Annotated in this window: 21 protein-coding genes and 1 pseudogene; 8 read left to right on the top strand and 14 right to left on the bottom strand. The window is 40.9% G+C overall.

What is annotated here, in order from left to right; translation table 11 throughout:
- The first annotated feature begins 8 nt into the window (after window positions 1–8).
- From QI031_RS27720 to QI031_RS27710, 3 genes are all read left to right on the top strand, one after another.
- Window positions 9–1,109, top strand: coding sequence for a Get3/ArsA fold putative tail anchor-mediating ATPase NosAFP (locus QI031_RS27720; protein ID WP_281482778.1), 1,101 nt, complete (start codon window positions 9–11; stop codon window positions 1,107–1,109).
- Between the two features lie 68 nt (window positions 1,110–1,177).
- Window positions 1,178–2,218: a chlorophyll synthase ChlG gene (chlG, locus tag QI031_RS27715; protein WP_281482777.1), complete on the top strand. Its 1,041-nt coding sequence runs from the start codon at window positions 1,178–1,180 to the stop codon at window positions 2,216–2,218.
- A gap of 84 nt (window positions 2,219–2,302) precedes the next feature.
- On the top strand, window positions 2,303–2,590 hold the full coding sequence (locus tag QI031_RS27710; protein ID WP_281482776.1) for a hypothetical protein: 288 nt from the start codon (window positions 2,303–2,305) through the stop codon (window positions 2,588–2,590).
- Window positions 2,591–2,866: 276 nt separating this feature from the next.
- Here QI031_RS27710 and QI031_RS27705 read toward each other — a convergent pair whose 3' ends face one another.
- The 3 genes from QI031_RS27705 to QI031_RS27695 form a co-directional block, all read right to left on the bottom strand.
- A complete protein-coding gene (locus QI031_RS27705) occupies window positions 2,867–3,820 on the bottom strand; it encodes an MDR/zinc-dependent alcohol dehydrogenase-like family protein (protein ID WP_281482775.1) in 954 nt (317 codons plus the stop codon).
- Window positions 3,821–4,046: 226 nt separating this feature from the next.
- Window positions 4,047–4,598, bottom strand: a complete 552-nt coding sequence (locus QI031_RS27700; protein ID WP_281482774.1) for a hypothetical protein — start codon at window positions 4,596–4,598, stop codon at window positions 4,047–4,049.
- Between the two features lie 188 nt (window positions 4,599–4,786).
- Window positions 4,787–5,593, bottom strand: coding sequence for an inositol monophosphatase family protein (locus QI031_RS27695; RefSeq protein WP_281482773.1), 807 nt, complete (start codon window positions 5,591–5,593; stop codon window positions 4,787–4,789).
- A 186-nt stretch (window positions 5,594–5,779) separates the two neighbouring features.
- On the opposite strand from QI031_RS27695, the gene QI031_RS27690 reads away from it, so the two are divergent.
- Window positions 5,780–6,079 carry a HigA family addiction module antitoxin gene (locus QI031_RS27690; protein WP_281482772.1) on the top strand — a complete coding sequence of 100 codons (300 nt, stop codon included), beginning with the start codon at window positions 5,780–5,782 and terminating at the stop codon, window positions 6,077–6,079.
- A 159-nt stretch (window positions 6,080–6,238) separates the two neighbouring features.
- Here QI031_RS27690 and QI031_RS27685 read toward each other — a convergent pair whose 3' ends face one another.
- Window positions 6,239–6,607 carry a clan AA aspartic protease gene (locus tag QI031_RS27685; protein WP_281482771.1) on the bottom strand — a complete coding sequence of 123 codons (369 nt, stop codon included), beginning with the start codon at window positions 6,605–6,607 and terminating at the stop codon, window positions 6,239–6,241.
- The gene (locus QI031_RS27680) at window positions 6,604–6,876 is read right to left on the bottom strand and encodes a hypothetical protein (protein WP_281482770.1); all 273 of its coding nucleotides are present in this window, start codon (window positions 6,874–6,876) and stop codon (window positions 6,604–6,606) included. Before QI031_RS27680 ends, QI031_RS27685 begins: the two co-directional genes overlap by 4 nt.
- 210 nt (window positions 6,877–7,086) lie before the next feature.
- Here QI031_RS27680 and QI031_RS27675 point away from each other — a divergent pair, with 210 nt between their 5' ends.
- Window positions 7,087–7,548, top strand: a complete 462-nt coding sequence (locus QI031_RS27675) for a DEAD/DEAH box helicase family protein (protein ID WP_281482769.1) — start codon at window positions 7,087–7,089, stop codon at window positions 7,546–7,548.
- Window positions 7,549–7,554: 6 nt separating this feature from the next.
- On the opposite strand, the pseudogene QI031_RS27670 reads toward QI031_RS27675, so the two are convergent.
- From QI031_RS27670 to rsmH, 3 genes and pseudogenes are all read right to left on the bottom strand, one after another.
- A pseudogene (locus QI031_RS27670) lies at window positions 7,555–7,749 on the bottom strand (ISKra4 family transposase); the annotation flags it as partial.
- A gap of 440 nt (window positions 7,750–8,189) precedes the next feature.
- Window positions 8,190–9,623 (bottom strand): BCD family MFS transporter, encoded by a 1,434-nt coding sequence (locus QI031_RS27665; RefSeq protein WP_281482768.1) that lies wholly within the window; start codon window positions 9,621–9,623, stop codon window positions 8,190–8,192.
- Window positions 9,624–10,449: 826 nt separating this feature from the next.
- Window positions 10,450–11,382: a 16S rRNA (cytosine(1402)-N(4))-methyltransferase RsmH gene (rsmH, locus tag QI031_RS27660; protein ID WP_281482767.1), complete on the bottom strand. Its 933-nt coding sequence runs from the start codon at window positions 11,380–11,382 to the stop codon at window positions 10,450–10,452.
- Window positions 11,383–11,618: 236 nt separating this feature from the next.
- On the opposite strand from rsmH, the gene QI031_RS27655 reads away from it, so the two are divergent.
- Window positions 11,619–12,803 carry an NAD(P)H-quinone oxidoreductase subunit H gene (locus QI031_RS27655; RefSeq protein ID WP_281482766.1) on the top strand — a complete coding sequence of 395 codons (1,185 nt, stop codon included), beginning with the start codon at window positions 11,619–11,621 and terminating at the stop codon, window positions 12,801–12,803.
- 430 nt (window positions 12,804–13,233) lie between these two features.
- Here QI031_RS27655 and QI031_RS27650 read toward each other — a convergent pair whose 3' ends face one another.
- From QI031_RS27650 to petB, 5 genes are all read right to left on the bottom strand, one after another.
- Window positions 13,234–13,605, bottom strand: coding sequence for a hypothetical protein (locus QI031_RS27650; protein ID WP_281482765.1), 372 nt, complete (start codon window positions 13,603–13,605; stop codon window positions 13,234–13,236).
- A 92-nt stretch (window positions 13,606–13,697) separates the two neighbouring features.
- Window positions 13,698–14,861 carry a glycosyltransferase gene (locus tag QI031_RS27645; protein WP_281482764.1) on the bottom strand — a complete coding sequence of 388 codons (1,164 nt, stop codon included), beginning with the start codon at window positions 14,859–14,861 and terminating at the stop codon, window positions 13,698–13,700.
- A 274-nt stretch (window positions 14,862–15,135) separates the two neighbouring features.
- Window positions 15,136–15,588 (bottom strand): ATP-binding protein, encoded by a 453-nt coding sequence (locus QI031_RS27640; protein ID WP_281482763.1) that lies wholly within the window; start codon window positions 15,586–15,588, stop codon window positions 15,136–15,138.
- Between the two features lie 628 nt (window positions 15,589–16,216).
- On the bottom strand, window positions 16,217–16,699 hold the full coding sequence (gene petD, locus QI031_RS27635; protein WP_281482762.1) for a cytochrome b6-f complex subunit IV: 483 nt from the start codon (window positions 16,697–16,699) through the stop codon (window positions 16,217–16,219).
- 228 nt (window positions 16,700–16,927) lie between these two features.
- Window positions 16,928–17,575 (bottom strand): cytochrome b6, encoded by a 648-nt coding sequence (petB, locus tag QI031_RS27630; RefSeq protein ID WP_281482761.1) that lies wholly within the window; start codon window positions 17,573–17,575, stop codon window positions 16,928–16,930.
- Between the two features lie 367 nt (window positions 17,576–17,942).
- On the opposite strand from petB, the gene ctpA reads away from it, so the two are divergent.
- Window positions 17,943–19,196 (top strand): carboxyl-terminal processing protease CtpA, encoded by a 1,254-nt coding sequence (ctpA, locus tag QI031_RS27625; protein WP_281482760.1) that lies wholly within the window; start codon window positions 17,943–17,945, stop codon window positions 19,194–19,196.
- A gap of 197 nt (window positions 19,197–19,393) precedes the next feature.
- On the opposite strand, the gene QI031_RS27620 is transcribed toward ctpA, so the two are convergent.
- A complete protein-coding gene (locus QI031_RS27620; protein WP_281482759.1) occupies window positions 19,394–20,041 on the bottom strand; it encodes a hypothetical protein in 648 nt (215 codons plus the stop codon).
- A gap of 133 nt (window positions 20,042–20,174) precedes the next feature.
- On the opposite strand from QI031_RS27620, the gene QI031_RS27615 reads away from it, so the two are divergent.
- Window positions 20,175–21,400, top strand: a protein-coding gene (locus QI031_RS27615) for an ISAzo13 family transposase (protein ID WP_425526025.1) whose coding sequence is annotated in 2 segments (ribosomal slippage) — window positions 20,175–20,658 and window positions 20,658–21,400 — 1,227 coding nt in all. Because the reading frame shifts where the segments join, the coding sequence is not laid out codon by codon here.
- Window positions 21,401–21,445 lie beyond the last annotated feature (45 nt).

Genomic DNA, 21,445 nt, shown 5'->3' with positions numbered 1-21,445 from the left:
ATCAAATAATGGCCCTGATATTGACATTTTTGGGCAAAGGCGGCATAGCTCGTACCAAAATTGCGATCGCCGCCGCCAAGCGACTAGCAAGCCAAGGCAAGCGCGTCCTTCTAGCAGGACTGGCAGAACCAGTGTTACCGATCCTGCTCGATCAAACCCTTGCCCCTGACCCCCAGGAAATTGCTCCTAACTTACAAGTTGTGCAGTTCCAGGCATCTGTACTGTTAGAGCGCAACTGGGAACAAGTCAAAAAACTCGAAGCGCAATACCTCCGCACGCCCATTTTTAAGGAGGTTTATGGTCAAGAACTGGTAGTTTTACCGGGGATGGACAACGCCCTAGCCCTGAACGCCATTCGTGAATATGATGCCAGCGGCAAATATGATGCGATCGTTTATGATGGCACGGGTGATGCCTCTAGTTTACGGATGTTAGGCCTACCAGAATCTCTCAGTTGGTATGTTCGGCGATTTCGGCAATTGTTTATTAACTCTGACTTGGGTAAAACTATTGCCGAATCGCCTTTGATTCAGCCGCTGATTAGCAGTTTTTTCAATGTCAATTGGACAGCAGATAACTTTGCTCAACCGACTAACCAAGTCAACAATTTCTTAGATCAAGGAAGAACTGCTCTTGCCGATCCCAATCGGATTGCTGCCTTCTTAGTTACTACAGCAGACCCGATTGATTTGGCAAGTACCCGTTATTTGTGGGGCAGCGCTCAGCAAATTGGTTTAACTGTTGGTGGTGTAATCCTTGTTTCTTCGGAAACAAACCTCAATTTATCAGAGGAATTTACACCTCTAAACGTCAGCGTTGTTCCCGATGCTGACAAAAGTGACTGGCAACCGCTAATCGATGCTCTACCTAACTTTGTAGAGCTTGCTCGACAAGCTCCTAAACCGATTGAAGTCGATGTCCACAACCGTCAGGTACGCTTATTCTTGCCTGGATTTGACAAAAAGCAAGTCAAACTTACCCAGTATGGGCCAGAAGTCACTGTGGAAGCAGGAGACCAGCGGCGGAATATCTTCCTACCCCCGGCTTTGAGTGGTAGACCTGTTGCTGGTGCGAAGTTCCAGAATAGTTATTTGATAATTTCGTTTTAATTTAGGAAGTAGAAGTTAGGAATTGCAACTTCTAACTTCTAATTCCGAACTTCTTAGCAAATAAGCTTATGTCTGAATCATCTCCCATTACCCCAAATTCTGACCCAGGTGAGGCAATAGACTCAGTAGCAATTAATCCTAGCTCAAAAACAGCTAGCGATCGCAGCGCCAAAACTAGGCAACTACTAGGGATGAAAGGCGCATCACCAGGAGAAACATCAATTTGGAAAATCCGGTTGCAGCTGATGAAGCCTATTACCTGGATTCCCTTAATTTGGGGCGTAGTCTGTGGTGCAGCTTCTTCTGGTAACTATACTTGGACACTAGAAAATGTCTTGAAAGCAGCAGCTTGTATGTTGTTGTCTGGACCTTTACTGGCAGGGTACACCCAAACCTTAAATGATTTCTATGATCGCGAAATCGATGCCATTAATGAACCCTATCGCCCTATTCCCTCCGGTGCAATTTCTGTACCCCAGGTAATTACACAGATTTTAGTATTATTTATATCGGGTATTGCCTTAGCATTTGTTCTGGACGTATGGGCTGGTCATGAATTTCCCAACGTTACAGTTCTGGCCATATTTGGTTCTTTCATCGCCTACATCTACTCTGCGCCTCCTTTGAAACTAAAGCAAAACGGCTGGCTAGGTAATTACGCCCTAGGGGCTAGCTACATCGCTTTGCCTTGGTGGGCAGGTCATGCTCTGTTTGGCGACCTCAATTGGAAAATTGTTGTCCTCACCCTAATTTACAGTTTGGCAGGATTAGGAATTGCCATTGTCAACGATTTTAAGAGTGTAGAAGGCGATCGCCAGCTAGGATTACAATCGTTACCTGTAATGTTTGGTGTCAATACTGCCGCCTGGATTTGTGTACTGATGATTGATTTATTTCAAGGATTTATCGCTGCATATCTCGTCACTATCCACGAGAACTTGTATGCAGCGGTTTTGGCACTGTTAATCATCCCGCAAATTACCTTCCAGGATATGTATTTTCTGCGTGACCCCCTAGAAAATGATGTTAAATACCAAGCCAGCGCCCAACCATTTCTGGTCTTAGGAATGCTTGTAGCTGGTTTAGCACTAGGTCATGCTGGCGTTTAAGTTAATACCTCTGTGGTCAGAAGTTAAGAACTAGGAGTTAGGAGTTAATATACTTCTAACTCTGAACTTTTATCAAGACTTGTTGTGTTAGAACTGATATCTTTAATCATTCATGGGATTCAGCAATTTTTAATCCCTATTTGCTTTATCGGTGCTTGGGTTTTAATTATTCTCTTTGCTTGGAGTTTATGGGTTGCAGCAAGAGATAGTGTCGCCACAGCCAAGCAAATGCATCAAATTCCCTGTAGTGGCTGCCAATTTTTTACAGCCGACTATCGTCTTAAATGCACTGTACATCCATCTATTGCCAACACAGAAGAAGCTATCAATTGTATTGACTATCAAGCCAAGACAAATCCTATGCTCTATTAAAAAATAAGGGATTAGGGACTAGTGGTTTGTCAACCCAAAAATGACGGGTGGAGGCAAGTAGGGGAAGCAGGGGAAGCAGAGGAAGCAGGGGGAGAAAAGAACTGGACTTTTTTCCCATTAACCCAGCAAAGTTGACTTGCCAGAGTACTAGCCTAGGAAAGGCAGAGGAGGCAGGGGAGGCAGGGGAGGCAGGGGAAGAAGAGGAAGCAGAAGCAGTGAACAGTGATAACTGATAACTGATAACTGTCTATGCCTCATGCCCAATAAAATTTACTATTAACTCATCTCCAATAAGACTTTTAAAACACCCCGACGTTGAGCTAAGTCAAAAGCTGCTATGCCATCAGTTAGGGGGTAGCAGGCGTGAATTAAGGGTTTTACGTCTACTTTTTGTGTAGCTAACAATTCAAGTGCTTTCTCAAAGGGGCCACAGCGAGAGCCAATCAAAGTAATCTCGTCTACGACTAAAGAAGAAGCATCCAAGCTGAGATTGCCTGCATAAGTGCTTTTCAGCACTAGCGTACCACGGGGGCGCAAAGCACGACGAGCGATCGCAAATCCTTCTGGGTTGCCAGTACACTCTACTGAGATATCAAAGGCTTTGTCTGTAACATCCTTGGCTAAACCTGTTTTAATGCCTCTTGCTGCTAAATTAGCTAATTTATCTTGATGACGACCTACTACCAAAAGTTTACAACCAGTTAAAGCTATTGTCTGGGCTACTAGTTGTCCTAGTTTGCCATCTCCAACTACTAGCACTTGGTCATTAGCACCTAAGGCTACCTGCTGCTGAATTTCTAGTGCTGCTGCTAATGGTTCAGTAAATGTTGCTACCTCTGTTGGAACATTATCAGGTACAGGATGTAAATTGGTAACTGGTAAGCAGAGATAATCAGCAAAGGCTCCGTGGTGGTTGACAATACCCAAAACTGTACGGTTTTCGCAGTGAGTTGGCTGTCCACTACGACAAAAACGACAATAACCACAAGCGACGTTAATTTCTCCCACTACCCGCTGGTTAAGTAGATGTTCAGGCCCTTGCTCGACAACGCCAACAAATTCATGTCCTAAAATACCAGTGTAAGGATAGTAACCTCTTTTCAGTTCTAAATCAGTATTACAGATACCCGCACGCAATACACGCACTAGGGCTTCTCCTAGTGTCGGTTCAGGATGAGGAATATCTGTGCGTAGTTGCAATTGATTGTTTTCTAGCCAGAGTCCTTTCATACAAATTTTTAGAGCAAAAAAGTGAATATTTAATCAGTAAAATGATGCTGGTAGTCAGTTGACTACGGGTCTAGCCTATCACTATTAAGTTTGGTAGTACTCTGCCAAGATAAGTTTGCTGGGTTAATGTGAAAAAGTCCAGTTCTTTTCTCCCTTGCTTCCCCTGCCTCTCATTTTTGGGTTGACAGACCAATAGTCAGGACTTTAGTCCTTTTGTCAGCTAATATTAATTCTGAGGCTTGACTTCAATTTTGCTCAACCAAATTACCAAATCATCTGAATGAATTGCGATTTCACTACCTAAAGTTTTGATATAAAGCAGTCCATCGCTAATAATTAAATCTTTGATGGGATACCATGAATCTCTTGTACGGATTAGCAAGTCTAAGGGAATCCCGGCTCGTAAAACATTCTTACGATATTTCCACCAAGCCCGCCAAAGTAAAACAGATTTGGTGCAATGCATTCGATAGTCTTTGGGAATTTGGCAGTATTTATATACATAACAATTACGACTATCTATCTCTCCTGTGAGAATATAGCTATAATCGGCTAATGCTTCATTCATCAATTCCCAATGAGATGATTTTGCATTAATCGAAAATTCAGATGGTGTATTGGTAAATTGAGCAGTGGCAATTACGCCCTCTGTTTTTGCTAACAATTGATTGCTTTTATACAGTGTTTGTGCTGTTAAAGAAGGGTTTGCTAACAAAACGTCTTTTTTCTGGATAGAGTTTTGTACAAACTCTCTAATTAAATCTAAATTAGATAACATAAAATTGTTTATACTAAATTAACCAGTGTAATGTCAGTCATAACACTGTGTAATTTAGTAAATACACTGGTTTATCCTTTAATTCAGGATTATAACAAGCTTTTTTTATACTTAAATATTTGATGAATATTTATTAAGTTTAATGTCGGATATGCTAGCTCAATTACTTGAGATAATAAGCAACCAAGTTAAATATTTAAATCTTTGAGAAACGGTGTAAATACTGAAACCAATTCCGGACGACTAACGACTAAAGTGGGAAAGGAGCGATCGCTGTAATCTTTTCCTGATAATAAAGGAAATGGTTCCGATTTGAGTGATGACCAGACCCCACCGACTGCCTGAACAATCACCCAAGCCCCTGCTAAGTCCCAAACTTTGGGTGTCGCCTCAATACCACCTAGTGTTGCTCCGGTTGCAACCGTTAAAAAATTATAACTAGCAACGCCCAGCATCCGAATTTTACAAGGAAAGCTTGGTTGAATAATTGCAGTACTCCGAGAGCAGACATTGAAAAAGTGATTTTTACTGGCGGTATCAGTACTGCTGTGGATGGGATGGTGATTGAGAAATGCCCCAAATGGCGTTGTTAAATTAGATGAACCTGGCCAAAAACCGTGAAAAGTTTGATTTAGGGGTGGGAGATGAACATAACCAAAAATGGGTGTACCTTGATACAGTAAGCCCAAAGAAATTGACCAAATTGGAATGCCTCTAGTAAAGTTGGTTGTACCATCCAAGGGGTCAATTACCCAACACCACTCTGTACCCGGAAAAACTTGATCGCTTTCTTCACTCAAAATTCCATAACCAGAAAAACTAGTAGCGATCGCATCCCGAATTTCCTGATCTGCCCATTTATCTGCCTGCGTCACCAAACTACCGTCAGCTTTTTGCGAAGCCTGTACCTTTCCAAAATCCTGCATGAGCTGTTTGCCCACTCTAGTAGTGGTAGTTTGAGCAAAATCAAGAATTGTTGTCCAAAAATCATTCATTGGTTAATTCTCGCGCCAAGGCGTTCCTGAGCTAAGATAGGTAGATTTGGGTTGGGTTAAGTTTCCAGTTTAATCTAAATCGCTTTCTAAAACCGAAGCGATCGCCTGTTTGGTACTTGTTTGAAATTCTGTGACGTTTACTTGGTTAACGTAAATTACGAAGATTATCACTAGGAGATAAATCCAATGATTACTAAAAGAAAACCCAGACATCCCGGTGGTTTAATCAAGCGTCAGTATCTTGAACCTCTTAACATCACAATTACAGATTTTGCGGATATTATTGGTGTATCTCGTAAAACCGTGTCTGAGATAGTTAACGAACGTGCAAGCATTACTCCTGATATGGCACTTCGTTTATCTGTTGCCCTGCAAACCACTCCTGAACTTTGGCTTAACCTCCAACAGAAGTATGATCTTTGGTCTGCTACTAATGAATCAGAATCTTGGAAATATATAACTCCTATAAATTTACGGGCTTGCTAAAGCTAAATTCGTTTCGACTAAATTATCACCGATTAAAAGAGCGATCGCACTCCAGTATTAGTAAGAAAATTAATCTAAATCATTTTCTAGAACTGAAGCGATCGCCTGTTTGGTATTTGTGTCAGCAATGAATACTCAAAAAACATTTGTCGCCGAAGATTATAGAATTTCATCTACCAGAGCCGTACCACCCTCACAAAAATCTATACTTAGGTGATAATCTTCAAGCAACGCAGTTCCAATAAGTGGACGACGACCCATTGCTAGTGCTGCAATATTACGCTCCACACCATTCCATACAGCTGTTGCCAAATAAACATCGGTTTCCACGCTGGAATTATTAGCGAGGTTTGCATTGATGTTGATGAGGTAGGGCAAGCCAAGATTAGCAATGACAGAAGGCGGCAAGGTTAAGAACCCTTCAAACCCTGTATCAATAACACATTCGATTTCTACACCTAAACGTTCTGGGGGAAGAATAATTATACTCATTCTTGCCTGAAGTCCAATTACAGTCCCGTGTATCACTGTGCCGTCCTGAGCAATGTACCACCAACTGCATAAACGGCATCAAAACCAATTCTTTCTCCCCAAAGTGCTGCATCGGGTTGTTTAGATCGTAATCGAAGACTTGTTTCGACTAAATCATCACCGATTTCGTAATCTCCAGTTTCAACATTAATCGAGATAATTTTGCCGATGTTCTCTTGCGTCTCAACTTTGGCACGGATACTTCTTTGATAGAGTTCCTTTCCACGTCGGGCGACTTCTTGGCTACTAAGCGTAGGGTGGGACATAAAAAAATCCCCTGTTTAAACTGCTAAGTTCTTCACTTCATTGTAGAGCAAGTAGCGCGCCAAAATGTTACATGGGCATTGATAGGAGTTAACTGAGATAGTTGCTTACTTCTGCTTTTACTGCTAAGACTGGTGTCATCGTTGGCGAACGCCATATAGATGTATCATTGATATCCAAGCATCTCAAACTTTACTAAAATTATCAGGGATATGGAACAAATATTAAACGAATACTGTAAACAAATTAATCCTGGGCTGCTTCTCCTCAGTAGGCCGACTGGTTCTGGTAAAACATATACTGTCCTCAATTTTATCTATTCTAATTACGAGGAATTTGCTGCTCAAAATATAAAAATATTATTTATTACAAACCTCAAGAAAAAGTTGCCAATTGACGAATTAAAAGAGCGTTTTATTGCTGACGGGAAGGAAGATGAATTTGAAAAATATGTTCTTTTTATTGACTCTAATACAGATACTGTTCTTAAAAATCTACTGACTATTGATGATGAAATTCCTGATCAATTCAAGACAGAAATTTATAAAAAATTAAAATCTCATATAGAAATACTCCAAAATCGTCAACTTCCCAAAGAAGTTAAAGATAGCTGGGAAACAGAAATTCGCAAAATTATTGAGCCTAAATTCCGAAGGGAGCATCTCAGTTTTTGAAGTGGCTCAAACCGACAATAATCCATTGAGGTAGGCACAGCGATGGGCGAGGACTTGAGGCACATTTTCTCGTTTCCATTGTGCCCGGGAAATTTTCGTTCGGCGGTCAACCTGTTTAACGGCAGATTCAACTGAACCAGAACCAATCGAACAAATTTCTTCAGCTTGATAATATTCGTAGTTAATAATGCGATTGCGATGGGGAGCATCCCACTTTTTTGAACGTCATTGCGAACGTAACGAAGTGGAGTGAAGCAATCGCAAAATCTCTGACTAAAAACAAGTCAATGCGATTGCTTCGTCGTTCCTCCTCGCAATGACACTTATTCTATTGTTGTCAAATAAAAACTGGGATGCACCCAAGGTAAAGGAGATCATGAAATTTGGTACAGCCCAATTAAAGATAACAACTTTGTAGTTGATAGTAAAATAAAATCACGTCATACTGCAAATGGAGTATTGAAACAAGCTGGTTTAGATAAGCATTTTTGAGTTTGTTAATAATGTTGGCTTTGTTGAAAAAAGGATGTTGTTAGCATCCTTATACTATTAGCAGTAATTGTGTAGCACTTAGTACTATGCTTAGCAAGTCCAATGAGTGTGGTATTTTCTCACAAATGATTTAGGATTTTAAGACAGGTCTAATCCAAATCGCTTTCTAAAACCGAAGCGATCGCCTGTTTGGTATTTGTTTGAAATTCGGTGACATTCACTCGGTTGAGGAACCAAATCGATACCACCATCCCCACAGCTTCTAAGGCAAATACCAATCCATAAGCTAATTCTAAGTTAGGTAACACTCTGCGCCCGATATCTAGGACTGTACCGCCTATAACTACTGCGATACCTCTAGAAATCGACTGTGCTAATCCCCACGCGCCGATAAATGTACCTGCGGCTTCTGCGGCGGTGAGATCTAGCATCAAGCTAATTGCTCCAGTCGTTAAAAAACCTGTAGCTAAACCAAACAAAACTAAACTCAGTTTGAGGAAAGCTGCATTAGCTGTGAATCCTGATATACCGAGTAATAATGCACAGAATGCAACTAACATACAGCCTAAGCGTGTAGTTCTACGCTTGCCCAAACGCGGCACAATCAAAAAGCCAGTAACACCGTAGGCAATAAGTAGACCTATGCCATAAAAAACATTTAGTTTGGTACTTTCCGCCAAAGGCATACCAAACACCTGACCTGCATAAGGTTCTAAAACCGGGTCTTGTATAAACAAGCAGAGTGTCATTACCACTAAAAAGGTAAAAAACAATCCAGTTTGCGGACTCGCTGTCAAGATTTTCCAAGCATTACCTAGAGTGATGCTGTCTTCCCGGTTTACCAGTGTAGAACGACTAGAATAGTGAGAATACTTTTTTTCTACGCCAAAAGTTGCTGCGATCGCCAATCCAAATACAATTGCTGGCACAATTATAAATAGCTTATTGACGGCTGCCTGTAAGGTTTCTACAGTTGCTTCTGGAGTTAATTGCTTGAGCAAGCTAGAACTGATAATCGCTCCAATAATAATCCCCACCATCAGCATTGACCAAACAACACCAACTACTTGAGAACGGTTATCTTCTTCAGATATATCCACCAACAACGCCGCAAAAGCTGTACCACTAGCACAAATTGCCAGACCATATACAGCAAACATCAGACCTAGAACAGCTATCCAACCAATAGTTTGGGTTGTCCATACCCAGCCGTTTGTACTACTGGCGGCTAAATTTAACTGCCACATTACTTGTACAGCTAAAAATGCAGCGATCGCAAATATAGCCGCACCCACCCACACATAAGCCGTGCGGTGGTATCCCCACAATGGCTTGGCATCGGAAATTTGACCAAACCAAATCCGAGAAGGTGCAACAAACAAAGGCAGTGCTAGCACTAATGCTACCAGTGTCGCTGGAATTGCTATTTCTTGAATCATGACTCTGTTGAGTACCCCCAGAGTCAAAATGGACATCATGCTCAACCCCATTTGAAACAAACCCAGCCGAAACATAGTCGGCAGGTTTACTCTTGGCACAGATAGGGATTTTGTTTGGGGTTCAAATACATCACCGCTTGCCATAGCTACTTTTTCGTATGGTTTATCAAAATAGTCTCTCTTTAATTTAAAAATAAACTGTTCGATATTCCAAAAAAACCCAGCTATTTCGGGAGATGAATTTTTAATTGTGGCGGTAGATATGTTTTATGACTGTTAGGACTTGATAGCAGAGGACTTCAGTTTGTAACGGTTGCATACCCTATCTACACTTTTAATCAACCTGCCACTAGCTATTTAATATAGTTTGTAAATTTTTTATAATTGATTATTTGTGTACGTATGTACTATAAGTCACCGGATAAGTATGAATCGAAACATTTACCCTAAAAACAGATTGCACAATGGCATCAAAACATACTGTTAAGGAAAGTTCAAATCCCTTACCACAACTAGATTACATTCCGTTGCTTGATAAAGTTTTACAATTACTTCAGGAAAATAAAATTTTTAAGTTATCGGACGAGAAAAATAAACTCCGCATAGCTGTTTATGAAATTGCATATGAAACTGCTATGAATGCAACCCAGCAACAACTCAATGCTTTAAATAAAGAATTAGGTGTTAAAGCTGCAACTGTCAATTTTACTTCAGAAACGGACTTTTATTCTAAAATTCAAGCCATTAGAGATGAATTAAGAAAACAACTTGATAATGCTTGTGAACAAAATCAAACTCAAGATGGTTTGAAAAATATTTGTAGTCCATTGTCTGATTTTAATAATCAGCCATCTTTACCATTTAACTATCCTTTTAACCAACCTTATAGTTTTACCTCCCAACGCTTAACTATTGAAAATAGCTTGGCTAAAGATAGGCGTAAAGGTAGCGAATCACTCATCAAAGCTCATCATTTAAATGTCAAATTTGAAGGTATATCAAAGTTCGATAATACATTGTCTTGCTTTCTCTCTGCTATTCTGAGTTTGGCAGAGCGCGATCGCGGATTCTTACTAATTTCCTCTTCTTGAGCAATAATTGGTTTTTTTGTCAATACTTTTAATAAAGGTGAATTTCTTAAACCATGCTTCACTGGTCGGTCTTCTAGACTATGAAAACTGATAATCGCAATTCGACCACCAGCAATAAGAGCGTTTGGTGCTTGATCTAAAAAGGTTTCTAGAGATTTTAACTCGTCGTTAACGACAATTCGCAAAGCTTGAAAAACACGGGTAGCGGGGTGAATCCTGCCATAGCGGTATTTTGGGGGAACTGAAGAAGCAATCACCTCAGCCAATTCTGTAGTCGTGTGCAACGGTCGTCGTTCGACAATCCGTCTAGCAATCCGCCGTGATAATCTCTCCTCACCATATTTAAAGAAAATATCAGCTAATTCTGCTTCATCCCAATTATTAATCACATCAGCGGCAGTTAGCGATCGCCCCCGATCCATTCGCATATCTAAATTTGCAGTTTGGCGAAAGCTAAAACCCCGTTCTGCTTGGTCTAAATGGTAAGAACTTACCCCCAAATCAGCTAAAATACCATCGAAAGTGTTAGGAGGAAACTGATACTCAGCAAAATTGCTATAGATAAATTGTACGCGATCGCCAAACTCAGCTAATTCTTTCTTCGCTGCTGCTAAAGCATCCTCATCTTGGTCAATCGCCGTCACTTGTACATCTGGTGCAACTGCTAAAATCAAACGACTGTGACCTCCACCACCTACAGTCGTATCCAAATAATGACCTCCTGGAGATACCGCAAGACCTGCAATAACTTCCTGCGGTAACACTGGTAGATGAGAAAATGTCGGTTCTTCAATAGCTAGCTGACGATTCATGAGACTTAAGGCAAAAAACCACAGATGAACTTTAATTATGTATTCTTTTTTTATGTCTTTAGTTGCAGGATGATGAAGTGAAAAAAATCTGATGCCTTAATTAAGTGGATATCGAGCTTCCATATAATAGTTGAAGAAGTGCAACAAACTAAAACATTCTAGTTGGCATCTTAGCGGTTCAATTCAAAATTTGCCTTCGGCACGCTACACGAACACAACGGGAGAACACAAAATCTATGACCAGACTAGAAACCCGCACTGAGCCAATGGTGCTAAATATGGGGCCACACCATCCCTCAATGCACGGGGTTCTGCGGCTAATTGTCACCTTGGATGGCGAGGATGTCGTTGACTGTGAACCAGTTATCGGCTATCTCCATCGGGGAATGGAAAAAATTGCCGAGAATCGTACTAATGTTATGTATGTTCCCTACGTTAGTCGCTGGGACTATGCAGCGGGAATGTTTAACGAAGCCGTTACTGTCAACGCCCCAGAAAAGTTAGCAGGTGTTGCTGTTCCTAAACGTGCCAGCTACATCCGCGTGATTATGCTGGAATTAAATCGAATCGCGAATCACTTACTGTGGTTTGGCCCATTCCTGGCTGACGTGGGCGCTCAAACTCCCTTTTTCTACCAGTTCCGGGAACGGGAGATGATTTACGATTTATGGGAAGCCGCCACAGGCTACCGGATGGTAAATAACAACTATTTCCGCGTTGGTGGTGTAGCTGCTGATTTACCTTATGGTTGGGTAGATAAGTGTTTAGATTTTTGTGATTACTTATTGCCTAAAATTGATGAATACGAACGCTTAGTTACTAATAACCCAATTTTCCGGCGGCGTATTGAAGGAATTGGCACTATTACCCGCGAACAAGCGATTAACTGGGGCTTGTCTGGGCCAATGTTACGCGCTTCTGGGGTGAAATGGGATCTACGGAAAGTAGACCATTATGAATGCTACGACGACTTTGACTGGGACGTGCATTGGGAAACCGCCGGTGATTGTTTTGCCCGTTATGTGGTGCGGATGCGGGAAATGCGCGAATCTGTCAAGATTATTCGCCAAGCTATCAAAGGACTGCCTGGAGGCCCTTACGAAAACCTAGAAGCCAAGCGTCTAGCTGCTGGGAAAAAATCAGAGTGGGATGGATTTGATTATCAATACATTGGTAAGAAAGTTTCTCCTACCTTTAAGATGCCCAAAGGTGAAATCTACTCTCGTATTGAAAGCGGTAAAGGTGAACTAGGAATTTATCTAGTTGGTGATGATAACGTCTTTCCTTGGCGGTGGAAAATTCGCCCGGCGGATTTTAACAACCTCCAGATTATCCCTGAGTTACTGCGAGGGATGAAGGTTGCAGATATTGTAGTGATTCTTGGCAGTGTTGATGTGATTATGGGATCTGTGGATAGGTAGAAAACATCGGCGTTGCTGAATTGCGTTATAAATCCAGATGTAGAGATGTTGCAATGCAACGCAACGTCTCTACAAGGATTTTAATATCATGCAGAATCATTTTCATACATGAAATCAGCAACGCCAAAATATCTATCTAAAGTGCATGAAAATAGGCGTATAAGCCTTAAAAACCTTGGATATCAAATTTTTTGGAGTTCAAAAAATTGGAAACCATAGGGATAAAACTGTTCCCTATTGCCTACCCCTACCAAAAGACTTTTTCAGCAAGCCCTAATTAATCCCTCTCTGGCTTTTCATCACTTTTTCAGCAAGCCCTAATTAGAGACGTTGTATCCACTGCAACGTCTCTAAAAAATATCAAACTTTTGATAGTAGCTAAGATTAGCCCTTTTAAAATGACTTATAAAATATCTACTAGACCAACTGCTTAATCTTCTAGTGATTTTGTTGGTACTTCGATCGCTGTAACATCAATTGTGCCATCTGGTGTGAAGCGCTGAAAATGACCCTGTTGTACTGAAAGTTGCTCTCCACAGTTAGGACACTGCAACTGACTACTATTTAAACCTGTAAATTCATAATTACACACGGGACATTGATCAGTAACCAAGTTGCGTTGCAGCCACCATCGAAACCCGAAAAAAGCCACAACGGGTGCTAATAATAGCAATCCGAAAAGAATCAATAACGAGTTCACTAACCAGCCCAAACCTACTGATGCCAGCAACCAAGCTACTGCTAACAAGATTAGCCAAGGGCGAAGATTCACAAGACTTAATTGTAAAGATTTAAGACCCATTTTTTAAAAATCATGCTGCTATTTCTAGGATAGCGAGTTTAGCCCAGAGTCAAAAGTTAATGGTCAAAAACTTAGGACTATTGACTAAAAACTCAAGATGACAGTAATTCTTGCAATCGCTGTTGGAAGGCATCTTGACCGAAAAGAGCGATCGCTTGCTCTCTCAACCATTGTCCATCACAACGTTGATCAGCTCCTTTAAGAATTTCTATACAAGCTGCTGCTACCGCCTCTGGATTACGATGGGGTACTCGCCATCCTAGTTTACCATCCTGCAAGGGGTCGGCTGATCCATCGTCGTCACCAGATAACACCGGCAAACCACAAGCCATCGCCTCTAAATAAACAATGCCAAAGCCTTCTTGAGAAGGCATAATATAAGCATCAGCGAGGTGGTAATGTGCCATTAATGCTTCTGTAGGCACAAAACCCGCAAACACTACGCGATCGCTCACACCTAAATCTTCTGCTAACTGAGCTAATCTTGGTTGGTCATCACCACGACCAATTACCAAATATTTCACTTCTGGGAAAATTTGAGCGATTTGTGGTAAAGCGCGAATTGTCACATCTACGCCTTTGTAAATATCTCCTGACCATAGCCGCGCTACAGTCATTAAGACTTTATTTCCTGTTAAACCATACTTTTCAACTAATTCTAGCTGCTTAGAACCAGGAGTAAATTGTTCACCATCAATCGCACAAGGAAGCATTTTGATTTTATTGGGATCTAAACCGTTAGTAGCACAGGCGCGATCGCGGCTATAGCGACTAATTGTCCAAATTCCGGCTGCTGAAGCGAGAGCGCGGTGTTCTTGATTTTTAAGTGGTTCCCAAACTTCTTTACCATAAGTTAGAACTGTGTAGGGAATACCCAACGGTTGGCAAAGGTTTTGGATCAGTACTGCTAAGTTAATATGACCACAAAAAACATGTTTGGGGCGTTTTTGTAACAGATATTTCAGCAGAGTTACCCCCATTTTGACTCTACCTATTTGAGGGGATTGATTTTGAAAGTAATGGAATTTTAAATTATCGGACTCAAAAGGATTTGAGCATTTAAAAGTATCGCGTAGCAAAAATACATCTGCTTGATAGCCTGTATTCAATCCCAAATAACTACGAAAAATATCTTTTACATAGGATTGAATCCCGCCTTCGTGCGTAAAAATCTCTAAAAAAACGAAGACATGACGAGCTTGTTTGCCAGAATTTTTGCTTATATCTAGGTTTTCTCCCACTGTATCAATTAGCATTTATATCTTTACTTTTCCCAAAGATGATATAGCAGCGGGTGATGTTTTGAAATTGCAGCACTGCTGCCAAATCCTAGCAAAGGAGTAACTGCAAATCGTATGCTGACTTTACTATAATGAGTAATTTTTTTTATACCAAAACTTTCAGCAAAAGTCAGCATTAAACCCCGTCTTGCTACTAGACTTAACCTTGCTTCTGTTCTCATAGTAAAGTACGAGAGACTGCGCCAATGAGACGCTACGGCATTAGTAACTCTTCCCCATGCCCCATTCCCTATGCTCCATGCCCTTGACCTTCATTGGCATATTTGACGATCAAAAGACAATTTCTACCATCTGTACTGCGTTCGTAAACAACATGGTCAGCCAAACGCCGCAACAAAAACCATCCGTAACCTCCTACTTGTAGAGTACCTGGTTCTGGTTCTGCGATCGCATTGGGGTCAAAAGGTTTTCCATGATCCCAAATTCTCATTTCTAGTTTGTTAATCCACAGACTCACTTGAATCTCTATGGTTGTTTCGGGTGGTAAAGCACGATGAGCATGACGAACTGCGTTAGTAAAGCCCTCTGCTAATGCTAAATTGAGGCGATAAAGTTGGCCTTCTGACCAGCCCAGTTGAGACACATGTTGCAGACAAAATTGATCAAACCATTGTTGCACTTTATTTAAGAGCTTAAGGTCGCTCTTAACTGTCAGATGGTCTCGCTTCACCATGCTAAGCATTGACCGTGACTTGAATATAAAATAAGTAAAAATGCTGGAATTTGTCGTCGTAATAGCGATTTGAGATTTTGGAATCGCTTTTGCATTCAAAACTCAAAATTAAAGAAGTGGTCTGGATTATTAAATCAGTTATCAGGGGTATGGTGTAGCATTAAAGCACACCAACGTTTTCCACCAATTGGTGAAGGACTTGAACCCAGAGATGTTATTGTTCACTGTTCGCTGCGATGCACTGAGTTTCGACACTTCGACTATGATTCCTGAGCGACTTGCCTTGAGTTTATCCTGAACGTAGCCGAAGGGCGCAGTCGAAAGGAGTCGAAGGACGTTCAGCACAAGTGCACTCAGGCTAAACTCATTACAAGTAAGTGCGGCGCTGCGCGGAAATTGAGTTTCGACTACGCGGCAATCGAGCGTACTCCTACGGGGAAGCTAGCTATGCGTAGCGTCTCGTAGAGAAGTCGAGATTCAACTACCACTTGTCAAAGTGTTCACTGTTAAAATTGACGCTTGTGGACTCGTTCTAGAGTATATCAAAGAAGTTCAGAAGCGACGACTGTCGCAGTTCTTTACTTTGTGACATACTCTGAAAACTTACAAGCGTCAAAACTTTTTGCGGTGACTAAGTTTAGAACAATCCCAAGGTTAAAGACTTATCCAATGGAAGGGCAGCACCAATACCCAACCACAAAGTAACGAGAGTACCAAAAAGGAACACTGTAGTCGCTACTGGACGACGGAAGGGATTTTGGAACTTGTTCACGTTCTCAATAAAGGGAACGAGGATCAATCCCAGAGGCACGGATGCCATTGCTAACACTCCTAAAAGTTTGTTAGGAAGCGATCGCAAAATTTGGAAGACTGGATACAAGTACCACTCTGGCAATATTTCCAATGGTGTGGCAAAAGGATTCGCTGGTTCACCTGTCATTGCAGGATCTAGCACAGCTAGAGCCACAATACAAGCAAACGAACCCATGATTACGATTGGAAACACATAAAGTAGATCATTAGGCCAAGCGGGTTCACCATAGTAGTTGTGACCCATGCCTTGGGCAAGTTTGGCTCTTAATTTAGGATCGCTCAGATCGGGTTTTTTCTGTGTTGACATTTTTTAACGCGCTCTCCTGCTTAAATTCAATTAAAGCATTTGTGAAAGCCATCAGCTATGAGCAAACCTCACATGCGGTCAGCCACCTTCAAGATGGCTCCAGCTTTCAGTTAAGAATACTAGTGTTTGTTCCTTTTGTAACTTATTACAAATTTCCATCAATTTAAAACAAACGACTTGATCTGCAAACTGAATGCTGTTGCCTTTTTGCATACTGGCTCATTTAGATTACAAGGGGCCGGAAATACCTTGCTTGCGGATCATCAAGAAGTGGAACAACATGAAGACCGCAATTAGCCAAGGTAGTACAAATGTGTGGGCGCTGTAGTAGCGAGTTAGTGTCGCTTGACCAACACTAGAACCTCCACGCAGTAAGTCTGAAATTAAAACGCCAACTACAGGAATTGCTTCTGGTACGCCGCTGACAATTTTCACAGCCCAATAGCCCACTTGATCCCAAGGTAAAGAGTAGCCTGTAACTCCAAAGGAAACAGTGATCACAGCCAGGATAACGCCACTTACCCAAGTCAATTCGCGGGGCTTTTTGAAACCACCAGTGAGGTACACCCGGAAAACGTGCAAAATCATCATCAATACCATCATGCTGGCAGACCAGCGGTGAATGGAACGAATTAGCCAACCGAAGTTGACATCATTCATGATGTACTGTACCGAGGTGTAAGCTTCAGCAACTGTTGGTCTGTAGTAGAATGTCATCGCAAATCCAGTAGCGAACTGGATTAGAAAACAAACCAGAGTAATGCCACCTAGACAGTAAAAGATGTTGACGTGGGGAGGTACATACTTGCTAGTGACATCTTCAGCAAGCGCTTCAATTTCCAAGCGTTCCTCAAACCAGTCGTAAACATTGGCCATAAAATCTCAAGTTCCTAAAAATCGGTTGCGGTTGATCAATCTCCCAATTATCAGTATTTGGGATTTTCACAAAGAAAAGTTGGTTTGTTTGCTTTTGAGCTTTCAGAGTGGTAAAAGTTTAAAAAAACTTAACACTCTGCAAATATGAAATATATTGCGTTCTCTTCGCAACCCAACATAAAAAATGGTGGACACAAAGTAGATCTTATCGTTTGTTGAGTGCTATGCATGAGCATCAGTGCTTTAACAAGTTGATGAGAACAATGCACCACTTCTATAAAAAAAGTAACATAATCGAGAGATAGATTTCATCAACAACGAGGTAATTGGGCAGTTCTAAACAGTTTGGGTTGAGGTGGAATTGGAAATGGGGTTCATGCACAAACAGGTTTTTCGGTTAGGATTTTCAGTACTATTGGCTTTTTGCTTGGGGTTGGGTTTACTCATTCAACCAGCAGCAGCATTGACGGACGAACAGAAATTAGTTTCAGAAGTTTGGCGAATTGTTAATCGCTCTTATCTAGATGAGACATTTAATCATCAAAACTGGTCAGCGGTGCGGCTAAAGGCTCTAGAAAAGCCGCTTAACGACCAAAAAGCGACTTATGCGGCGATTCAGAAGATGCTCAAGAGCCTTGATGATCCTTTCACGCGCTTTTTAGACCCAGAACAGTACCGCAGCTTGCAGGTTAATACTTCCGGAGAATTAACTGGGGTAGGTTTGCAAATAGCCCTGGAACCTCAAACAGGAGTATTACAAGTAGTAACTCCAATAGAGGGTTCACCAGCAGATCAAGCAGGAATTAGACCGCGCGATCGCATTCTCAAAATCGAAGGTATTTCTACAGAAAACCTCACCCTCGACGAAGCAGCAGCCAAAATGCGTGGGTCTATTGGTAGTTTAGTCACACTTTTGATTGAACGAGAGGGAGAGGAAAAATTTGAAGTTAAAATAATACGCGATCGCATTGCCTTAAATCCTGTTGTGGCAGATTTACGCCTTTCTGCACAGGGTATACCCATTGGCTACCTTCGCCTCAGTCAATTTAATGCCAACGCCTCAATGGAATTAGCACACGCTATTTCTCATCTAGAAAAAAAAGGCGCTGCTGCCTATATTTTAGATTTGCGAAATAATCCTGGCGGACTTTTGCAATCAGGAATTGAAATTGCTCGCCTGTGGTTAAATTCTGGCCCTGTAGTTTACACCGTCAATCGCCAAGGCATTCAAGGTAGCTTTGAATCATTTGGGCCAGCTTTGACAGACGATCCTCTAGTAATTTTAGTCAATCAAGGAACTGCCAGTGCAAGTGAGATTCTCGCCGGTGCATTACAAGATAACGGTCGCGCCCAGTTAATCGGTGAAACTACCTTCGGTAAAGGCTTAATTCAATCTTTATTTGAATTGTCAGATGGTTCTGGATTGGCAGTGACAATTGCCAAATATGAAACTCCTCAGCATCGAGATATTAACAAATTAGGTATTAAGCCAGATATAGTGATTACTCAAGAGCCAATCAAGCGCGAACAAATTGCTACAGCAGCAGATCTACAATATCAAGCAGCATTGGAGTTGTTGAATAACAATTCGCAAACAATCTCGCATTCAATAGACTTCTGATTTGATTGGGAGAGTAATTATCAACTCTGCATTTTGACACTAGGTTGATCTGACATGAATCGTTAATAATAATTGTGGCGTAGTTTTAGCAGAGGTGATTTGAAATAGATATAAAGTAAATGAATTTGCTATACACAGCTACTCTTTTTACTTATTTTCTAAATCATCACTGCTCATATTCTTGATAGATTCTTAATTCAAATACTGCCAAATCTTCTCAATAACTCATCGTAAGATAATTCGAGTAACAAACGACTGTATTCTTGCGGTGGTAACTGTAATAAAGGCTCAATTACTCGTTCTAATTGTTCATCTAGTGGACCAAACCGGACACGCAACAAGTTTTCTACTACTTGACGCTGCCCTTCTTGTAATGTAGCTTCCCGCCATTCTAGGTAAGCTTGCGATAAGTTCATAATCACCTCTTGGTCATCTTCTGTAAGATTTGTTTGGTTTACTACAGTTATTCGCCAACTAGTAATCAGTTCTTGAATATTTTGCCGTAATGGATTGTTTTGAGGAAGTGACAGTAATTCACTAATAGCTTGACGTTGCGTTTCTCCCTTTCCTAAAATCCTCAGCCAGAGGGTCTCAAGAGTCAGTGGTAATTGATTAATAGCTACTATTGCTGTCCTGAATGAGTTTGGTAGAAAGTAAACACCCGCTAGCCAATTATCTGTATCTAATCTAGCGCCAAAACTCTCTAGTAAATTTGTTGAAGCTGAAGTTGCCAAAATCCACAGACGCGGTAAATCATTGTCTGATAAAGATGTATTTTCGCGCTTGGCTTGACGTTGCGATTCTCCATAAACTGAAAATAGCTTCAGCAGACAAGGGACTTCCAAGGAATAAAATGACCAATTATAATAATGATAATCATTCTAAGGGGGGAAGGAGAAGCAGCCGCAGGCTGCTTCTCCTTCCCCCCTATTCGTAGTAAATTCAATTTGGAGGGAATTTTGTGGGTGGACAGGAGTGTTGCTCGAATTAACTGATTCAGTCAAAAAAGTATTCAAGGAAACAGCAAACCAACTCAAAGGTGCAGCAAGGCGGCGTTTTCAAGCACAAATTGTCATGGAATTAGGTTACGGAGGACAATTACTGGCTCAAAAAGAATTGGGCTGGGATAGAAATACTATTCGTAAAGGAATTAAAGAACTAACCAGTGGGATTAGTTGTATAGATAATTATTCAGCTAGGGGTAGATGGAAAGTAGAAGAGCATTTACCAAACCTGTTAGAAGATATCAAAAAATTAGTTGATTTCCAAAGCCAAACAGATCCAAGTTTTAAAAGCCAAAGGCTGTATACACGCCTAACTGCTAGTCAGGTCAGAAAGCTATTAATTGATAAATTTGGTTATACGGATGAACAGTTACCTACTGAAGAAACAATGAGAGTTAAATTGAATGATTTAGGTTATAGACTCAAGCGAGTAGCAAAAGTTTTACCTCAAAAAAAATTCCAGAAACAGACGCAATCTTTGAACAATTAGCAATAGTTAATCAATCCGCCCTGGATGATCCAAGTATCTTACGTCTCAGTCTGGATGCCAAAGCCCGTGTAGATATTGGCTACTTTGACAGAGGAGGTAAAAACCGAGTTGTCACAGAAACAGAAGACCATAATTTTCATCCAAAAACTACCGTAACTCCTTACGGCATCTTCCTTCCAGAATTAGACGAACTATTTTTATACTTTACAGAGTCTAATGTAACGAGTGATTTTATTGTAGACGTTCTAGAAGATTTTTGGAAGAGTGAGAGTTGGCGATTTTCCTCAATAAAAACCCTGATTATTAACCAGGATAATGGGACAGATAATAATTCTAGACGTACCCAGTTTATGAAACGTATCGTTGAGTTTGTTCATGAATATCAACTGAATATACGTTTAGCCTACTATCCACCCTATCACAGCAAATATAATCCCATCGAGCGAGTATGGGGGATATTAGAAAATTCTTGGAATGGCAGTATTTTAGATGAAGTTGCAACCGCTTTAAAATTTGCTCAAAACATGACGTGGAAAGGTAAGAATCCTGTGGTTAAGTTAGTGACTCAAACTTATGAAACTGGGGTTACTCTTACTAAGGAGGCTATGTCTGCTGTTGAAAAACAAATAGAAAGACTCACTAACTCGGAACATGAAAAATTTCCCGATTTAGGCAAATGGTTTGTTGATATTTGTTGTGGCAGCACTTAATTTTCACTCTTCAGTTTTTAAATCTAAAAACATGAATATTAATTA

The organism is Halotia branconii CENA392, assembly GCF_029953635.1.
GTDB lineage: Bacteria > Cyanobacteriota > Cyanobacteriia > Cyanobacteriales > Nostocaceae > Halotia > Halotia branconii.
The sequence above is the reverse complement of the archived record's forward strand: the minus strand, read 5'-3'. Positions and strand labels throughout refer to the sequence as shown.

Excerpts from the sequence above, each read along its gene's own strand:
- petB (WP_281482761.1), bottom strand. The coding sequence starts at position 17,575 with ATGGCCAATGTTTACGACTGGTTTGAGGAACGCTTGGAAATTGAAGCG.
- chlG (WP_281482777.1), top strand. The coding sequence starts at position 1,178 with ATGTCTGAATCATCTCCCATTACCCCAAATTCTGACCCAGGTGAGGCA.
- petD (WP_281482762.1), bottom strand. The coding sequence starts at position 16,699 with ATGTCAACACAGAAAAAACCCGATCTGAGCGATCCTAAATTAAGAGCC.
- rsmH (WP_281482767.1), bottom strand. The coding sequence starts at position 11,382 with ATGAATCGTCAGCTAGCTATTGAAGAACCGACATTTTCTCATCTACCA.
- QI031_RS27650 (WP_281482765.1), bottom strand. The coding sequence starts at position 13,605 with ATGGGTCTTAAATCTTTACAATTAAGTCTTGTGAATCTTCGCCCTTGG.
- QI031_RS27705 (WP_281482775.1), bottom strand. The coding sequence starts at position 3,820 with ATGAAAGGACTCTGGCTAGAAAACAATCAATTGCAACTACGCACAGAT.
- QI031_RS27695 (WP_281482773.1), bottom strand. The coding sequence starts at position 5,593 with ATGAATGATTTTTGGACAACAATTCTTGATTTTGCTCAAACTACCACT.
- QI031_RS27700 (WP_281482774.1), bottom strand. The coding sequence starts at position 4,598 with ATGTTATCTAATTTAGATTTAATTAGAGAGTTTGTACAAAACTCTATC.
- QI031_RS27645 (WP_281482764.1), bottom strand. The coding sequence starts at position 14,861 with ATGCTAATTGATACAGTGGGAGAAAACCTAGATATAAGCAAAAATTCT.
- ctpA (WP_281482760.1), top strand. The coding sequence starts at position 17,943 with ATGGGGTTCATGCACAAACAGGTTTTTCGGTTAGGATTTTCAGTACTA.
- QI031_RS27640 (WP_281482763.1), bottom strand. The coding sequence starts at position 15,588 with ATGCTTAGCATGGTGAAGCGAGACCATCTGACAGTTAAGAGCGACCTT.
- QI031_RS27675 (WP_281482769.1), top strand. The coding sequence starts at position 7,087 with ATGGAACAAATATTAAACGAATACTGTAAACAAATTAATCCTGGGCTG.
- QI031_RS27690 (WP_281482772.1), top strand. The coding sequence starts at position 5,780 with ATGATTACTAAAAGAAAACCCAGACATCCCGGTGGTTTAATCAAGCGT.
- QI031_RS27665 (WP_281482768.1), bottom strand. The coding sequence starts at position 9,623 with ATGGCAAGCGGTGATGTATTTGAACCCCAAACAAAATCCCTATCTGTG.
- QI031_RS27680 (WP_281482770.1), bottom strand. The coding sequence starts at position 6,876 with ATGTCCCACCCTACGCTTAGTAGCCAAGAAGTCGCCCGACGTGGAAAG.
- QI031_RS27655 (WP_281482766.1), top strand. The coding sequence starts at position 11,619 with ATGACCAGACTAGAAACCCGCACTGAGCCAATGGTGCTAAATATGGGG.
- QI031_RS27720 (WP_281482778.1), top strand. The coding sequence starts at position 9 with ATGGCCCTGATATTGACATTTTTGGGCAAAGGCGGCATAGCTCGTACC.